The sequence below is a fragment of the Herminiimonas sp. GW821-FHT09C12 genome (assembly GCF_059416385.1).
Genome location: NZ_JBWKPC010000002.1, coordinates 368,903 through 383,806 on the forward strand (window position 1 = coordinate 368,903; position 14,904 = coordinate 383,806).

General features: G+C 51.6%; 12 protein-coding genes. 8 read left to right on the forward strand and 4 right to left on the reverse strand.

Annotation, left to right across the window (positions count from 1 at the left end; genetic code table 11):
- Positions 1-89 precede the first annotated feature (89 nt).
- From AC07N2_RS11650 to AC07N2_RS11660, 3 genes are all read right to left on the reverse strand, one after another.
- A complete protein-coding gene (locus AC07N2_RS11650) occupies positions 90-584 on the reverse strand; it encodes a peroxiredoxin (protein WP_494778413.1) in 495 nt (164 codons plus the stop codon).
- A 271-nt stretch (positions 585-855) separates the two neighbouring features.
- The gene (locus AC07N2_RS11655; protein ID WP_494778414.1) at positions 856-1,230 is read right to left on the reverse strand and encodes an Mth938-like domain-containing protein; all 375 of its coding nucleotides are present in this window, start codon (positions 1,228-1,230) and stop codon (positions 856-858) included.
- Entirely contained in the window at positions 1,217-1,450 is a 234-nt protein-coding gene (locus AC07N2_RS11660) for a hypothetical protein (protein WP_494778415.1), read from the reverse strand. The genes AC07N2_RS11655 and AC07N2_RS11660 overlap by 14 nt, the downstream gene beginning before the upstream one ends.
- Positions 1,451-1,492: 42 nt before the next feature.
- On the opposite strand from AC07N2_RS11660, the gene AC07N2_RS11665 reads away from it, so the two are divergent.
- The 8 genes from AC07N2_RS11665 (at position 1,493) to clpB (ending at position 11,018) form a co-directional block, all read left to right on the forward strand.
- A complete protein-coding gene (locus tag AC07N2_RS11665) occupies positions 1,493-2,716 on the forward strand; it encodes a pyridoxal phosphate-dependent aminotransferase (RefSeq protein ID WP_494778416.1) in 1,224 nt (407 codons plus the stop codon).
- 78 nt (positions 2,717-2,794) lie between these two features.
- Positions 2,795-4,105, forward strand: coding sequence for a homoserine dehydrogenase (locus AC07N2_RS11670; RefSeq protein ID WP_494778417.1), 1,311 nt, complete (start codon positions 2,795-2,797; stop codon positions 4,103-4,105).
- Positions 4,106-4,318: 213 nt separating this feature from the next.
- On the forward strand, positions 4,319-5,779 hold the full coding sequence (gene thrC / locus AC07N2_RS11675; RefSeq protein ID WP_494778418.1) for a threonine synthase: 1,461 nt from the start codon (positions 4,319-4,321) through the stop codon (positions 5,777-5,779).
- Between the two features lie 105 nt (positions 5,780-5,884).
- Positions 5,885-7,126: a molybdopterin molybdotransferase MoeA gene (locus AC07N2_RS11680; protein WP_494778419.1), complete on the forward strand. Its 1,242-nt coding sequence runs from the start codon at positions 5,885-5,887 to the stop codon at positions 7,124-7,126.
- A gap of 8 nt (positions 7,127-7,134) precedes the next feature.
- On the forward strand, positions 7,135-7,392 hold the full coding sequence (gene moaD, locus AC07N2_RS11685) for a molybdopterin converting factor subunit 1 (RefSeq protein WP_494778420.1): 258 nt from the start codon (positions 7,135-7,137) through the stop codon (positions 7,390-7,392).
- A 19-nt stretch (positions 7,393-7,411) separates the two neighbouring features.
- Complete coding sequence (moaE, locus tag AC07N2_RS11690) at positions 7,412-7,891, forward strand: molybdopterin synthase catalytic subunit MoaE (protein WP_494778421.1); 480 nt, start codon at positions 7,412-7,414, stop codon at positions 7,889-7,891.
- Positions 7,888-8,262: a fluoride efflux transporter CrcB gene (crcB, locus tag AC07N2_RS11695; protein WP_494778422.1), complete on the forward strand. Its 375-nt coding sequence runs from the start codon at positions 7,888-7,890 to the stop codon at positions 8,260-8,262. The genes moaE and crcB overlap by 4 nt, the downstream gene beginning before the upstream one ends.
- A 173-nt stretch (positions 8,263-8,435) precedes the next feature.
- Positions 8,436-11,018: an ATP-dependent chaperone ClpB gene (clpB, locus tag AC07N2_RS11700; RefSeq protein WP_494778423.1), complete on the forward strand. Its 2,583-nt coding sequence runs from the start codon at positions 8,436-8,438 to the stop codon at positions 11,016-11,018.
- A gap of 69 nt (positions 11,019-11,087) precedes the next feature.
- Here clpB and putA read toward each other — a convergent pair whose 3' ends face one another.
- On the reverse strand, positions 11,088-14,762 hold the full coding sequence (putA, locus tag AC07N2_RS11705; RefSeq protein ID WP_494778424.1) for a trifunctional transcriptional regulator/proline dehydrogenase/L-glutamate gamma-semialdehyde dehydrogenase: 3,675 nt from the start codon (positions 14,760-14,762) through the stop codon (positions 11,088-11,090).
- Positions 14,763-14,904 lie beyond the last annotated feature (142 nt).

Consider the following 14,904-nt stretch of genomic DNA (forward strand, 5'->3'; position numbering starts at 1 on the left):
TAAAAAAGCCGTTTGGGAAGGCGCATGGCCTAATCCGCAAACGGCTTTCTTCGAGAAAAATTCTTTTGAATTCAATGGGTTCTGCAAACCTAAGCAAGAGCCTTCACAAACTCCAGTACTTCATCGATGTGTCCAGGCACTTTCACTCCACGCCATTCTTTCACCAATTTACCTGACTCGTCAATAATAAAAGTAGAGCGTTCTACGCCGCGTACTTTCTTGCCATACATATTTTTCATCTTCATGACATTGAACATGGTGCACAGCGTTTCGTCAGGGTCAGAAATCAGTTCGAACGGCAAGGCTAGTTTTGCCTTGAAGCCTTCATGCGAACGGATGCTGTCGCGGCTGATGCCGAAGACTTCTGCGTTGGCTTGCTGAAACTGTGGATGCAAGTCACGGAATTGAATCCCTTCAGTAGTGCAGCCTGGCGTATTGTCTTTGGGATAAAAATACAGAACGACTTTTTTGCCTTTGTAATCAGCAAGTTGAAACGTTTGATCGCCAGTCATCGCAGCGGAAAAATCCGGAACGATTTTGTTGAGTGCAGAAGGGCGTTCTTCCACGGGGATATCTTGATCCATTTATCTCACTTTCTCTGCCGATAGTGTCGCGCTGCAGGCGCAGCGCCATGATCTACGATCGATTCGTTACCAGTTCAGCGTGCGCATGTGCAATGCGGCCGAATGTGCAGATGGGGACGAGTTTTTATCCTTCAAGCAATAAATGGAAAACTTGTGTTTTTATTTCCACCATCTTGCTGCATAGCGCTCATTGTTGATTGAGCACTATTGAAAAGACAATAATTTTTAGTGTTGGTTCATCAACATGATGGAAAGCGTTGAAGAATGGGAGTTACGCTTCAAATATCAATGCCAGAGCAACTTTACGGCCTTCTGCCATCAAGATATTGTAGGTGCGGCATGCCGCTTGATTATCCATGCACTCAACGCCGATACGGCGTGCTGTCAGCGATGCCGTCAAGCGCGGATGTACAAAGCGCTGGCGTGCACCGGTACCGAGGATGACAACATCGGGTGCGATGGCGTTGATCTGTTCAAAATTTTCAGCCGTTAATGCATCGAAGGAGGCGACAGGCCACGCTGCTGGTGCAATTTCCGGTAGGACAACCAGGCTGTAGTTGAATGGGATTAAATTGATTTCAATGCCATTTTCATCATAGGCAGTAACAGTCTGGTATTGCTGGGTGGCGGTGTTATGAAGCTTCATGATGGTCGTGATCGGAGTGCGGGCGCGGATTTCCGATAAATGGAAGATAAAGAGCGCTTATTGTAACGTTTTCAGCTTTAAACCAGCCTTTATCGATTGATAAAATCGATCGCTTTCGGCAAAATGGATCTCTTTCGCGGTGCAACATTGCCACCGTCATTTGCGCTTGCCCTTCGACCACCGAAGTTTGGTCGATGCTTTCAAGGACATGCGTTCCCATTAGAACCTCAACAAGTTCTGAAAATCACAAGGAACAGTAGCTGTGCGACCGATTCAAAAATCGAAAAAACTGGATGATGTTTGCTACGATATTCGCGGCCCTGTGCTGGAAAAAGCGCGGCAAATGGAAGAAGACGGTCACAAGATCATCAAGCTGAACATAGGCAACCTCGCCGTCTTCGGCTTTGATGCACCAGATGAAATCGTGCAGGACATGATACGCAATATGTCGAATGCATCGGGTTACACCGATTCAAAAGGCATGTTCGCGCCACGCAAGGCGATCATGCACTATACGCAGCAAAAGAACATCACCGGCGTCACGATAGATGACATCTATCTCGGTAATGGCGCATCGGAATTGATCGTCATGAGCATGAACGCACTGCTCAATACCGGCGATGAAGTGTTGGTGCCATCACCTGATTACCCGTTGTGGACAGCGGCGGTCAGCTTGTCCGGCGGCACACCTGTGCATTATGTATGCGATGAGCAGGCCGGCTGGTTCCCTGATATCGAAGATATCAAGAAAAAAATCAATTCGAATACCAAGGCAATTGTTGTCATCAATCCAAACAATCCAACTGGCGCTTTGTACCCGGTTGAATTGCTGCAGCAGATCGTGGAACTTGCACGCCAGCATCAACTGATTGTTTTTGCCGACGAGATTTACGACAAGGTTTTGTACGACGGTGAGGTACATACTTCGCTCGCTTCATTGGCGGACGATTTGCTGTTCATCACGTTCAACGGTCTGTCGAAGAATTATCGTTCCTGCGGCTATCGTGCCGGCTGGATGGTGGTCTCGGGTGAGAAGCGTTATGCCAAGGATTACATTGAAGGTTTGAACATGCTGGCATCGATGCGTTTGTGCGCAAACGCGCCAGGGCAGTATGCAATTCAAACAGCGCTGGGCGGTTACCAAAGCATCAATGATTTGGTCGGTCCAGGTGGACGCTTGCTGAAACAGCGCGATCTGGCGCACAAGTTGTTGACCGAAATTCCCGGCGTGACTTGCGTCAAGCCGAAGTCGGCGTTATACATGTTCCCTAAACTTGATCCTAAGATGTACCCGATCAAGGATGATCAGGATTTTGCCTATCAGTTGCTGGCAGAAGAAAGCGTGCTGATTGTGCAAGGTACGGGCTTCAATTGCCCGACGACAGATCATTTCAGGGTAGTATTCTTGCCAAATTCTGACGATCTGACGCTTGCGATCGGACGTATTGCACACTTCCTCGAAGGTTATCGCAAGCGGCTGGGTTGATCCCGCTTCTATTTTTGTCACCGCGTTCGCCAGCATGGGAACGTTGTCTTTTATGTGACCTTATTTAATACAAAGATTATGAAATCGATCAAAGTTGGCTTGTTAGGAATCGGCACCGTCGGTGCGGGTACATTCAATGTTCTGAAGCGCAATCAGGAAGAAATTTCTCGCCGCGCTGGTCATGAAATTGAAATCGTGATGGTGGCCGATCTGAATGTCGCACGCGCCAAAGAGCTGGTCGGCGATCAGTGTGCAGTGGTGAACGATGGCAATTTGGTCGTTTCTAATCCAGAGATCGATATTGTTGTTGAGCTGATAGGCGGCTACGGTATTGCCAAAGACTTGGTGCTGAAAGCGATTGCCAATGGCAAGCACGTGGTGACAGCGAACAAGGCTTTATTGGCAATCCACGGCGATGAGATTTTCAAGGCAGCACAAGCCAAGGGCGTGATGGTCGCGTATGAAGCGGCAGTCGCCGGCGGCATTCCTATCATCAAGGCATTGCGCGAAGGTCTGACTGCCAATCGCATCGAATGGATCGCCGGCATCATCAACGGCACCACCAACTTCATCTTGTCAGAAATGCGCGACAAGGGACTGGATTTCGATACCGTTTTGAAAGAAGCACAACGCCTGGGTTATGCCGAGGCTGATCCGACTTTCGATATCGAAGGTGTGGACGCGGCACATAAAGCGACGTTGATGGCGGCGATTGCCTTCGGTATTCCGGTGCAGTTCGATAAAGCTCACGTGGAAGGTATCACCAAGTTGGAAGCTGTCGATATTCGTTATGCAGAGCAACTGGGTTACCGCATCAAATTGCTGGGTATTGCCAAGCGCACGCCGCAAGGTATCGAACTGCGTGTACATCCGACGCTGATCCCATCCAAGCGATTGATCGCGAATGTAGAAGGCGCGATGAATGCTGTGCTGGTACAGGGCGACGCCGTGGGCGCAACCTTGTATTACGGTAAAGGTGCAGGCGCGGAACCAACCGCATCGGCTGTGATTGCCGATCTGGTCGATATCGCACGTTTGGCTGATGCTGATCCTGCACATCGTGTACCGCATTTGGCGTTCCAGCCGAATGCGATGGCAGATACGCCTATCCTGTCGATTTCGGAAGTGACAACCAGTTACTACCTGCGTATGCCGGTGGCGGATGAAGTGGGTGTATTGGCCAAAGTGACAAGCATCTTGGCGGAATCGACCATTTCGATCGATGCAATGTTGCAGAAAGAGCCAGCCTTGGGCGAAACGCAGACCGACATCATCATGCTGACGCATCAGACTCAAGAGAAAAACGTGGAAGCAGCGATCAAGAAGATCGAAGCATTGTCGACGGTGCTGGGCAAAGTGACCAAGATCCGCCTCGAACATTTGAGCTAAATCTTGCTGTCACCAGCGGTGAGGCCGGTTTTGTCCGTGCTTCACCGTTTTGGCTGATTTTCATGAAATAAGCCTTCACTATCCTCACGCCGCGGTTTTGTTCGGCTCAGTCTGCCAGCGAAGCTATAATACGGCTCTATATGTAACGCGTCGCTGTGCCTGAATCATCCTGTTTCCTGAACAAGTCGGCCACCAACTAATTCAATTATTCCTATGCAATACATTTCCACCCGCGGCTTGGCGCCGGCACAATCTTTTTCTGAAATTTTGCTCGGCGGTTTGGCACCTGACGGTGGCTTGTATCTGCCTGAGAGCTATCCGCAAGTGAGTGATGCGGAACTCGATGCATGGCGCACGCTGTCGTATGCCGATCTGGCATTTGAAGTATTGAAAAAATTTGCCACTGATATCCCTGAAGCGGATTTGCATGCACTGGTACACAAGACTTACACCGCCGATGTGTATCGTAATGTACGCCGCGGTGAAGAAGCTGCGCGTATCACGCCCTTGCGTTTGGTCGAAGAAAAAGATGGCACCAAGTTGATGCTGCAAGCACTGTCGAATGGCCCGACGCTGGCATTCAAGGATATGGCGATGCAATTGCTCGGCAATCTGTTCGAGTACACGCTGGCCAAGCAACACGCTGAACTGAATATTTTTGGTGCGACTTCCGGTGATACCGGTAGCGCGGCTGAGTACGCAATGCGCGGCAAGAAGGGCATACGCGTCTTCATGCTGTCGCCGCACAAGAAGATGAGTGCCTTCCAGACTGCGCAAATGTTCAGCCTGCAAGATCCTAATATTTTCAATATCGCAGTTGAAGGCGTGTTCGATGATTGTCAGGACATGGTCAAGGCAGTTTCGAACGATCACGCATTCAAGCAACAGCAAAAAATCGGTACCGTGAATTCGATCAACTGGGCGCGTGTTGTGGCGCAAGTGATTTACTACTTCCGCGGTTACCTGAGCGCGACTACCAGCAACGAGCAAAAAGTATCGTTCACCGTACCATCCGGTAATTTCGGCAATATCTGCGCCGGCCATATCGCGCGCATGATGGGCCTGCCTATCGACAAGCTGGTTGCTGCTACCAATGAAAATGACGTGCTGGATGAGTTCTTCCGTACCGGCGTATATCGCGTGCGTAAATCGGCTGAGACTTATCACACCACCAGCCCGAGTATGGATATCAGCAAGGCCTCCAACTTCGAACGTTTCGTCTATGATTTGCTGAATCGCGATGGTGACCGTGTACGTGCCTTGTTCCAGAAAGTGGAAACACACGGCGGCTTTGATCTGTCCGGCAAGCCGGGCAGCGACGGCGACGAGTTCAAGAAGATTGCGCAGTTCGGTTTTGTCTCCGGCAAATCCACGCACGCAGACCGCGTGGCGACGATACGTGACTTGCAAGCCAAGTACGACCTGATGATAGATACGCACACTGCAGATGGCGTCAAAGTCGCGCGCGAGCATCTGACGCCAGGCGTGACCATGATCGTGCTGGAAACTGCATTGCCAGCCAAGTTCAACGAAACCATACGCGAAGCGCTGGGACGTGATGCTGATCGTCCAGCCGGTTTTGAAAATATCGAAGACTTGCCGCAACGCTTTGAAGTGATGACGGCTGATGTAGAAAAAATGAAAGCCTTCATCGCCAAGCATACCGGCTTGTAATAACAAGATGGCTGCGGCCTGGCCGTAGCTGCCGAATAGGGGCAAGCGGAGCGCGATGATGTGCTTCCGCTTACAATCGTTCCATGACCCATAATCGAGCCAAGCATGACTGAACCCAAACCGTTGTTGAGTGTTGCTGAAGCACTTACCTTCCTTCTTTTCTCCGCGAAAAAAATTACCGAGACAGAAATCCTGCCGACGCTGGAAGCGAACGGTCGCATACTTGCGGTCGCACAGGATTCACAACTGAACGTTCCGCCTGTCGACAATACGTCAATGGATGGTTACGCAGTACGTGCCGCTGATTGCGTCAGCGGTGAAGCTGTATTGCGTGTCAGCCAGCGGATTCCAGCCGGTCATGTAGGCAAGCCTTTGGAAGCTGGTTGTGCTGCTCGCATCTTTACCGGCGCCATGATTCCGCAAGGCGCTGATGCGGTCGTGATGCAGGAAGTCTGCGTCGCGGCTAAGGATGCGGATGGTGATGTGGTGACGGTCAAACACAAACCGGCATCCGGTGAATGGATACGTCGTGCGGGCGAAGATATTCGCTCTGGCAGCACAATACTGACAGTCGGTCAGCGTCTGCGTGCGCAAGAGTTGGGCTTGGCGGCTTCAGTCGGTTTGGCGCAATTGCCAGTGGTTCGTAAATTGCGTGTCGCAGTATTCTTTACCGGTGACGAACTCGCGATGCCGGGTGATGTATTGAAGCCGGGCGCGATCTATAACTCGAATAAATTCACCTTGCGTGGCTTGCTGGAAAATCTCGGTTGCGAGATCAGCGATTACGGCATCGTGCCCGACACGCTAGCCGCGACGCGCGATACCTTGCGCCGTGCCGCTGCCGAGAATGATTTGATCATTACTTCGGGTGGCGTGTCTGTCGGCGAAGAGGACCACATCAAGCCTGCGGTCGAAGCCGAAGGGCATTTGAATATGTGGCAGATCGCGGTCAAGCCGGGCAAGCCACTGGCATTCGGTGAAGTGAATCGCGTTGAGAAATCCGGCACAGCATTTTTCCTCGGTTTGCCTGGTAATCCCGTTTCCAGCTTTGTGACATTCCTGCTGTTTGTGCGTCCGTTTATCTTGCGTCTGCAAGGCGTGGAAAATGTAGCGCCCAAAGCCTACGCGATGCGCGCCGATTTCAATTTGAACAAGGCAGACAAGCGCAATGAATTCCTGCGTGCCAAAATCAATGCAGAAGGTGGCCTCGACTTATTCGCTAACCAGAGCTCCGGCGTATTGACGTCTACCGTTTGGGGCGACGGTTTGATCGATCATCCTCCAGGCAAAACAATAGCCGCAGGTGATACCGTGCGCTTTATTTCATTCAGCGATTTGATGTACTGATTACTTAGATGAATATTCAACTTCGATTTTTTGCCAGCGTGCGTGAAGCGCTGAAGGTGACACAAGAGTCCGTCACAGTGCCTGTACATGTAAAAACGGTTGGCGATGTGCGTGCTTTCCTGCGCGAGCGTGGTGGCGTGTGGGCAGAAGTGCTGGCGGACGGACGTTCGCTGCGTATGGCCTACAATCAGGAAATGACGGAAGCAGATACGCCTATCGAAGAGGGTTCTGAAGTTGCCTTTTTCCCTCCGGTAACCGGCGGCTGATCAGGACGGAGCAGAGCAGATGCCAATTCGTGTTCAAGCCGAAGATTTTGATGTCAGCAAGGAAGTGGCTGATTTGCGTGCGAACAGCCCACAGGTCGGCGCAGTCGTGACCTTTATCGGTACCGTACGCGATATGAACGACGGCTCCAGCGTGGCTGAGATGGAGCTGGAACATTATCCCGGCATGACCGAAAAAGCCCTGCAGAATATTGTCGAGCAAGCCAAGGCGCGCTGGCCTATTTTTGATGCGCTGGTGATTCATCGCATCGGACCTTTGTTGCCGCTGGAACAAATCGTTTTAGTCGCTGTCACATCTGCACATCGCGGTGAGGCATTTTCCGCCTGCGAATTCATCATCGATTACCTGAAAACCGATGCGCCGTTCTGGAAGAAAGAACAGACGCCGCAAGGTGCGCGCTGGGTAGACGCCCGTACGACCGACGATACTGCGCTGGCGAAATGGAAGCTGCCGACAGATAACGCAGGTAAGACAAAATGAGCTGGCTGGCCGTCGGTTTAGGGGCGGCACTTGGCGCATGGTTGCGCTGGGGTTTGGGTATCTGGTTCAACATGATGAATACCCATGTGCCTATCGGAACCTTGGCCGCCAATCTGGTCGGTGGCTATTTGGTTGGTCTCGCGGTTGCATTCTTCACCGGCCATCCCAGCCTGCCACCAGAATGGCGTCTATTCGCCATTACAGGCTTTCTCGGCGGCTTGACTACGTTTTCCACCTTCTCGGCTGAAGCGGTGCTGTTACTGCAACGTGGCGACTATATGTGGGCCTTGGCGCACACAGCACTTCATTTAATAGGTTCCATCGCATTCTGCATTGCCGGATTTGCCACCTATCGCGCACTCGCCGCATAGACTACTATTGACCCAGACGGCGACGATTTCTGCTCGCCGAACTGATGACGAGATTTGCCTGATTTGCACTAGCTGTTATAGGGCTTATGTAGTTAACCCAAAATCCCTCCTTGAAAAGTGGTTACTTGGCCCAATTTTCTTTCCATGAATGAATTTCTTTGGGAGAGTATGCAATGCGTCTCGATAAACTAACAACCAAACTGCAGGAAGCGCTCGCTGATGCGCAAAGCCATGCAGTAGGCAACGACAATCAATATATAGAACCCGTACACGTGTTGGTCGCCCTGTTAAGCCAGGACGACAGCAGCACGCGTTCGCTGCTGCAACGTGCCGGTGCGAATATCAACGGCATGGTGACCTCTCTGAAGAGCGCACTGGATCGTTTGCCCAAGGTATCTGGCAACGGTGGTGAGGTGCAGGTTGGGCGTGAGCTGACCTCATTGTTGAATCTGGCGGACAAGGAAGCCCAGATGCACGGCGATCAGTTCATCGCCACTGAAATGCTATTGCTGGCGCTGACCGAAGACAAATCGGAAGCAGGCAAGATCGCACGCGAAAACGGCTTGACGCGCAAGGCTCTGGAAGCCGCAATCAAAACCATACGCGGCGGCGCGAAAGTCGATTCGGCTGAAGGCGAAGGCCAACGCGAAGCTTTGAAAAAATACACGCTCGATCTGACCGAGCGCGCACGTATCGGCAAGCTCGATCCAGTGATCGGCCGTGACGATGAAATTCGTCGCGCCATCCAGATCTTGCAACGTCGTTCTAAAAACAATCCTGTATTGATAGGCGAACCAGGCGTGGGTAAAACCGCCATCGTCGAAGGTTTGGCGCAACGTATCGTCAACGGCGAAGTACCGGAAAGCCTGAAAGGAAAACGCGTACTGTCGCTCGATATGGCATCGCTACTGGCCGGTGCCAAGTATCGCGGTGAATTCGAAGAGCGCCTGAAAGCTGTGCTGAATGAACTGGCGCAGGATGAAGGTCAAACCATCGTTTTCATCGACGAGATGCATACGCTGGTCGGTGCAGGCAAGGCTGAAGGTGCAATGGATGCGGGCAATATGCTCAAGCCTGCTTTGGCACGTGGCGAGCTGCACTGCGTAGGCGCAACCACGCTGGACGAATACCGGAAATATATCGAGAAAGATGCTGCGCTGGAGCGTCGCTTCCAGAAAATCATCGTTGCTGAACCGACTGTGGAAGCAACGATCGCGATCCTGCGCGGTCTGCAAGAAAAATACGAAGTGCATCACGGTGTAGATATTACCGACCCTGCGATAGTCGCAGCAGCGGAGCTGTCGCATCGCTACATTACTGATCGCTTCTTGCCGGATAAAGCCATCGATCTGATCGATGAAGCCGCATCCAAGATCAAGATAGAACTCGACTCCAAACCGGAAGTGATGGACAAGCTAGATCGTCGCGTCATTCAGTTGAAGATCGAGCGCGAAGCCATCAAGAAAGAGAAAGACGAAGCTTCGCAAAAACGTCTGGCCTTGATTGAGGAAGAGATTGAACGCCTGGGTCGCGAATATGCCGATCTGGAAGAAGTCTGGAAGGCCGAGAAGTCTGCTGCGCAAGGTGGTCAGCACATCAGAGAAGAAATTGAAAAAGTGCGTCTGCAGATGGAAGATGCAACGCGCAAGAGCGATTGGCAACGCGTCTCCGAGCTGCAGTACGGCACTTTGCCGCAGTTGGAAGCACAACTGAAAAATGCAGTGAAAGGCGAAGCTTCTGCAGGCAAACCGAAGCTGGTGAGAACTCAAGTCGGCGCGGAAGAAATTGCTGAAGTCGTCTCGCGTGCAACCGGTATTCCGGTCTCGCGCATGATGACGGGCGAGCGCGAAAAACTGCTGCAGATGGAAGATGCTTTGCACAAGCGCGTGGTTGGTCAGCATGAAGCAATTGTTGCAGTCTCCGATGCGATCCGTCGTTCACGTGCAGGTCTGGGTGACCCTGATAGGCCATATGGTTCCTTCATGTTCCTCGGCCCAACCGGGGTTGGTAAAACCGAGTTATGCAAGGCGCTGGCGTCCTTCATGTTTGACACCGAAGATTCACTGATTCGTATCGACATGAGCGAATTCATGGAGAAGCATTCGGTCGCACGTTTGATTGGTGCGCCTCCAGGTTATGTCGGTTACGAAGAGGGTGGTTATCTGACCGAAGCTGTACGTCGCAAGCCGTACTGCGTGATCCTGCTCGATGAGATCGAGAAGGCGCATCCAGACGTCTTCAATGTATTGCTGCAAGTGTTGGACGATGGTCGCATGACGGATGGACAGGGACGCACTGTCGATTTCAAGAATACGGTGATCGTGATGACATCGAATCTTGGCTCGCACAGGATACAGTCGATGGAAGGTAGCGATCCTGCATTGATCAAGATGGCGGTGATGGCCGAAGTGCAAGGTCATTTCCGTCCAGAGTTCATCAACCGTATCGATGAGATCGTTGTGTTCCATGCGCTGGATGAGAAAAACATCGGCTCGATTGCGAAGATCCAGTTGGCAACACTGGAACAACGTTTGGCACGTATGGATATGTCCATGGATGTATCGGAAGATGCGTTGCAGAAAATCGCAGAAGCCGGTTTCGATCCTGTGTATGGCGCACGTCCTTTGAAACGTGCGATTCAGCAACGGATTGAAAATCCTTTGTCCAAGGCAATTTTGGAAGGAAGGTTTGGGCCTAAGGATGTGATATCAGTTGACGTGAGAGACAGTGAATTGATATTCACCAAAAAGCAGTAAAGTTGTAAGTAGGCCTATAAGTAAAGCCCGCCATGTGATGAACATGGCGGGCTTTTTTATTGGCAGGATTCAGGTACTGATCGTCATTAGGCTGGCATTGCCACCAGCAGCCGTAGTGTTGATGCAGAGTGCACGTTCGGTAACGAGACGCCACAGTGGGATGGCCTGCGGGAAGTTTGTTGTCACGACAGGCACGATGGCACCTTCTCGTGCAGCCAGTGTTGTGCGTAAATCGGTGTGATGTTGCACACGTTCCAGCAGGGTGAGTCTTAACTCTTTGCATTCGTGCTGATATTCGATAATCGTCATGCTGGCGTGTAAACTCGCAGGGAAATCTGTAGGTACGAGCAGTGCAGTGTTTTGCAATAACACGACTTGATTGCCGCTCGCGTAAGCAGCGGCTAATTGATTCAGCAAGGCAGGTGTTGTTTCTGCGACGCATAAGACGAGACCACGCGCACTGAAGTGTAAGGTATTCAGTTCGCCGGTGACGCCATGTAATTGTATGGTCTTTCCAAACAGGCTGGTGCGCGCATAGTCAGCGATCAACTCACTGAGTTCTTGTTGCTTATGCGCTAGGCTCCATGACAGGAATTCTGCTAACGCGGTCTGGATTTGCTGCGTTTCAATCAAATCTTCTTTTGCCGTTTTTTCTATATCCGCAACGTTGGCGCTTTCTTGTTGCAGGCGTTTCAGATATAGCGGTCCACCGGCTTTCGGACCTGTGCCAGACAGGCCTTCGCCGCCGAAAGGCTGTACGCCGACTACAGCGCCGACGATATTTCGGTTCACATAGATATTGCCGACATGCGCATGGCTCACCACGTAGTCTATGGTCTCATCGATGCGTGTATGTATGCCCAGCGTGAGTCCAAAGCCAGTCGCATTGATATCCTTGATCAGTTGTGGCAAGTCGTCGCGGCGATAGCGTAATACATGCAGTACCGGTCCAAAAACTTCACGCTGCAGTTCGATGATGCTGGAAATTTCAATAATGCACGGCGCGACGAAAGTACCGGATGCAGTTGTTGCCTGTAATGGCAGTTGTCTGATCAGCTTGGCTGCGTGTTCTGCTTGCTTGATATAAGCCTGCAGATGCTCTTGTGCATCTGCATCGATCACAGGGCCAATATCCGTAGCTAGGCGATCCGGACTACCTATCTGCAATTCTTCAATTGCACCATTCAGCATGTGCAGCGTTTGTTCGGCGATATCGGTTTGCAGGCATAGCACGCGTAGGGCAGAGCAGCGCTGGCCAGCGCTGTCGAAAGCAGAACTGATGACGTCGCGCACTACTTGTTCACACAATGCTGACGAGTCAACAATCATCGCATTTTGCCCGCCGGTTTCTGCGATCAATGGAATGTCTCTATCCTCATTGATGCTGCGCTGTACCAGTTTGCGATTGATGCTTTGTGCGACTTGTGTCGAGCCGGTAAAGACGACTGCGGCTACGCGCGCATCTGCAACCAGTTGGGCACCTATGGTTTCGCCACGGCCGGGCAGAAACAGTAGCGCGTTTTCCGGCACACCGGCCTGATGCAAGAGCTGCACGGCGCGGAAGGCAATTAATGGCGTTTGCTCTGCCGGTTTCGCGAGTACTACATTACCGGCCGCCAGCGCGGCGCTGAGCTGGCCTGTGAATATCGATAAAGGGAAATTCCACGGACTGATGCACACTACCAGCCCGAGTGGCAGCGCTGTTTCAGATACGATGGCCTGCATACTGTAATAGCGCAAAAAATCAATTGCTTCACGCAACTCGCCTATGGCGTTCGGTAAGGTCTTGCCGGCTTCGCGTATAGCCAGCGCAATCAGTTCGGTCGAATGGTTTTGGAATAAATCTGCGGCGTGTATCAATATAGCAGCGCGTTCTTGCGCTGGCTTTGCTTGCCACGCGCTCGCACCAGATGCCGCATAGTTCAACGCCTGTTCTACATCGCTGGCACTTGCTTGCACTACGGTACCAATTACATCCGTATGATCTGCGGGATTGCGTACATTGCTACGCGATGTGGATACAGCGTGGCCGATCAGCGGCAGCGCATGCCATTTTTTCTTGCCGTATGTGCTTAAAGCCTTACTGAGATCGCGCAATGCATGTTCATCGTTTAAATCTATACCGCTGGAATTGCATCTCTCCGTGCCGTATAAATCGCGTGGCAAAGTGATGGCAGGATGGGGCTGCCCGCCGAACTTTGTCGCGAGCGTGACCGGGTCTTGCAGCAAATCGGCCGTGCTTATCTTCTCGTCGACGATTTGATTAACGAAGGACGAGTTCGCACCATTTTCCAGCAGACGTCGTACCAGATAGGCGAGTAGCGTTTCATGCGAACCGACAGGTGCATAAATGCGGCAAGGTACATTTACATTGTCGTTACCTACGATCTGGTCGTACAGAGTTTCTCCCATGCCATGCAGACATTGGAACTCATAATCTGTCACCTGCATCGCTTGTGCCTGTTGATAAATCGCGGCGAGTGTCAGCGCATTGTGAGTGGCGAATTGCGGATAAATGACATCGTTGGCTGCCAGCAGTTTTTGCGTACAGACAAGGTAGGAAAGATCGGTATAGACCTTGTGTGTATAGACGGGATAACCGGATAAGCCATCAACTTGCGCGCGCTTGATTTCTGTATCCCAGTACGCGCCCTTGACCAGACGCACCATGAATTTTCGATGGCTGCGATGTGCGAGGTCAATCAGATAATCAATGACGTAAGGGCAGCGTTTTTGATATGCCTGCACGACGAAGCCTATGCCGTCGAAATCAGCTAACTCTGGATCGAAGGCGAGTACTTCCATCAAGTCCAGCGACAGTTCGAGTCGATCAGCTTCTTCTGCATCGATGTTGAGACCGATATCGTATTGCTTTGCCAGCAGCGCCAGTTCTTTCAAGCGCGGTATTAATTCCTGTATCACGCGTGTGCGCTGTGCACGTGTATAGCGCGGATGCAAGGCTGATAATTTGACTGAAATACCAGGGCCATTTCTGATGCCGCGTCCATCGCTGGCCTGGCCTATCGCGTGTATGGCTGAGACATAGGACAGATAGTAAGTTTCGGCATCCGCTGCCGTCATCGCCGCTTCGCCCAACATATCGTAGGAGTAGCGATAACCACGTTCTTCATGCTCGCGGCCGTTGTCTAGCGCTTCTTCTATATTGCGCCCGGCGACGAATTGATTACCCAGCATGCGCATGGCGAGATCTACGCCTTTGCGTATCAATGGTTCGCCACCTTTATTGATCAAGCGTGTGAGTGCAGCGCTCAGTCCGTGTTCGCTGGTATGGCTGACCAATTTACCTGTGATGAGCAAGCCCCAGGTTGCCGCATTGACGAATAGCGATGGTGACTCACCCAGATGGCGCTGCCAGTCGCCTTTGCTGATTTTGTCTGCGATTAAACGATCTGCAGTTTGATGATCGGGAATGCGCAACAGCGCTTCAGCCAGACACATTAGCGCAACACCTTCTTCCGACGACAACGAAAATTCATGCATCAATGCATCTACGCCTGAGGAGCGGCTACGTTTGGCACGCACGGTTTCTACCAAACGCTGTGCCAGCGTTTGCGTTGCTATTTGTAATGCGGGATCGACTTTGATCTGCGAGAGCAAGTCCTGCACTGCGTCGACTTCATTGCGGCGGTAGGCGCTGGTGATGGCGTTGCGTAATGGTGATGCCGTGCCGATGATTTCTTCGGCAAAGGCGAGGAATGGCGTGGAGACGTTGAGTGAGGACATTGATGCACCGTGTTTGAGTGAATCATCCGACTCCATCTTACATGCAAGTCATGCAAATGTTGCGACGGCGTTTTCTGCGATTTTGCGTCGTCAAGTTTTACCTCACTCTATCCCCTTATTCTTGTGATGATTGGATTTGTTT

Coding starts and splice junctions, on each gene's coding strand:
- AC07N2_RS11670 (WP_494778417.1), top strand. CDS start 2,795: ATGAAATCGATCAAAGTTGGCTTGTTAGGAATCGGCACCGTCGGTGCG.
- AC07N2_RS11660 (WP_494778415.1), bottom strand. CDS start 1,450: ATGGGAACGCATGTCCTTGAAAGCATCGACCAAACTTCGGTGGTCGAA.
- moaE (WP_494778421.1), top strand. CDS start 7,412: ATGCCAATTCGTGTTCAAGCCGAAGATTTTGATGTCAGCAAGGAAGTG.
- AC07N2_RS11680 (WP_494778419.1), top strand. CDS start 5,885: ATGACTGAACCCAAACCGTTGTTGAGTGTTGCTGAAGCACTTACCTTC.
- clpB (WP_494778423.1), top strand. CDS start 8,436: ATGCGTCTCGATAAACTAACAACCAAACTGCAGGAAGCGCTCGCTGAT.
- AC07N2_RS11655 (WP_494778414.1), bottom strand. CDS start 1,230: ATGAAGCTTCATAACACCGCCACCCAGCAATACCAGACTGTTACTGCC.
- thrC (WP_494778418.1), top strand. CDS start 4,319: ATGCAATACATTTCCACCCGCGGCTTGGCGCCGGCACAATCTTTTTCT.
- putA (WP_494778424.1), bottom strand. CDS start 14,762: ATGTCCTCACTCAACGTCTCCACGCCATTCCTCGCCTTTGCCGAAGAA.
- AC07N2_RS11650 (WP_494778413.1), bottom strand. CDS start 584: ATGGATCAAGATATCCCCGTGGAAGAACGCCCTTCTGCACTCAACAAA.
- moaD (WP_494778420.1), top strand. CDS start 7,135: ATGAATATTCAACTTCGATTTTTTGCCAGCGTGCGTGAAGCGCTGAAG.
- crcB (WP_494778422.1), top strand. CDS start 7,888: ATGAGCTGGCTGGCCGTCGGTTTAGGGGCGGCACTTGGCGCATGGTTG.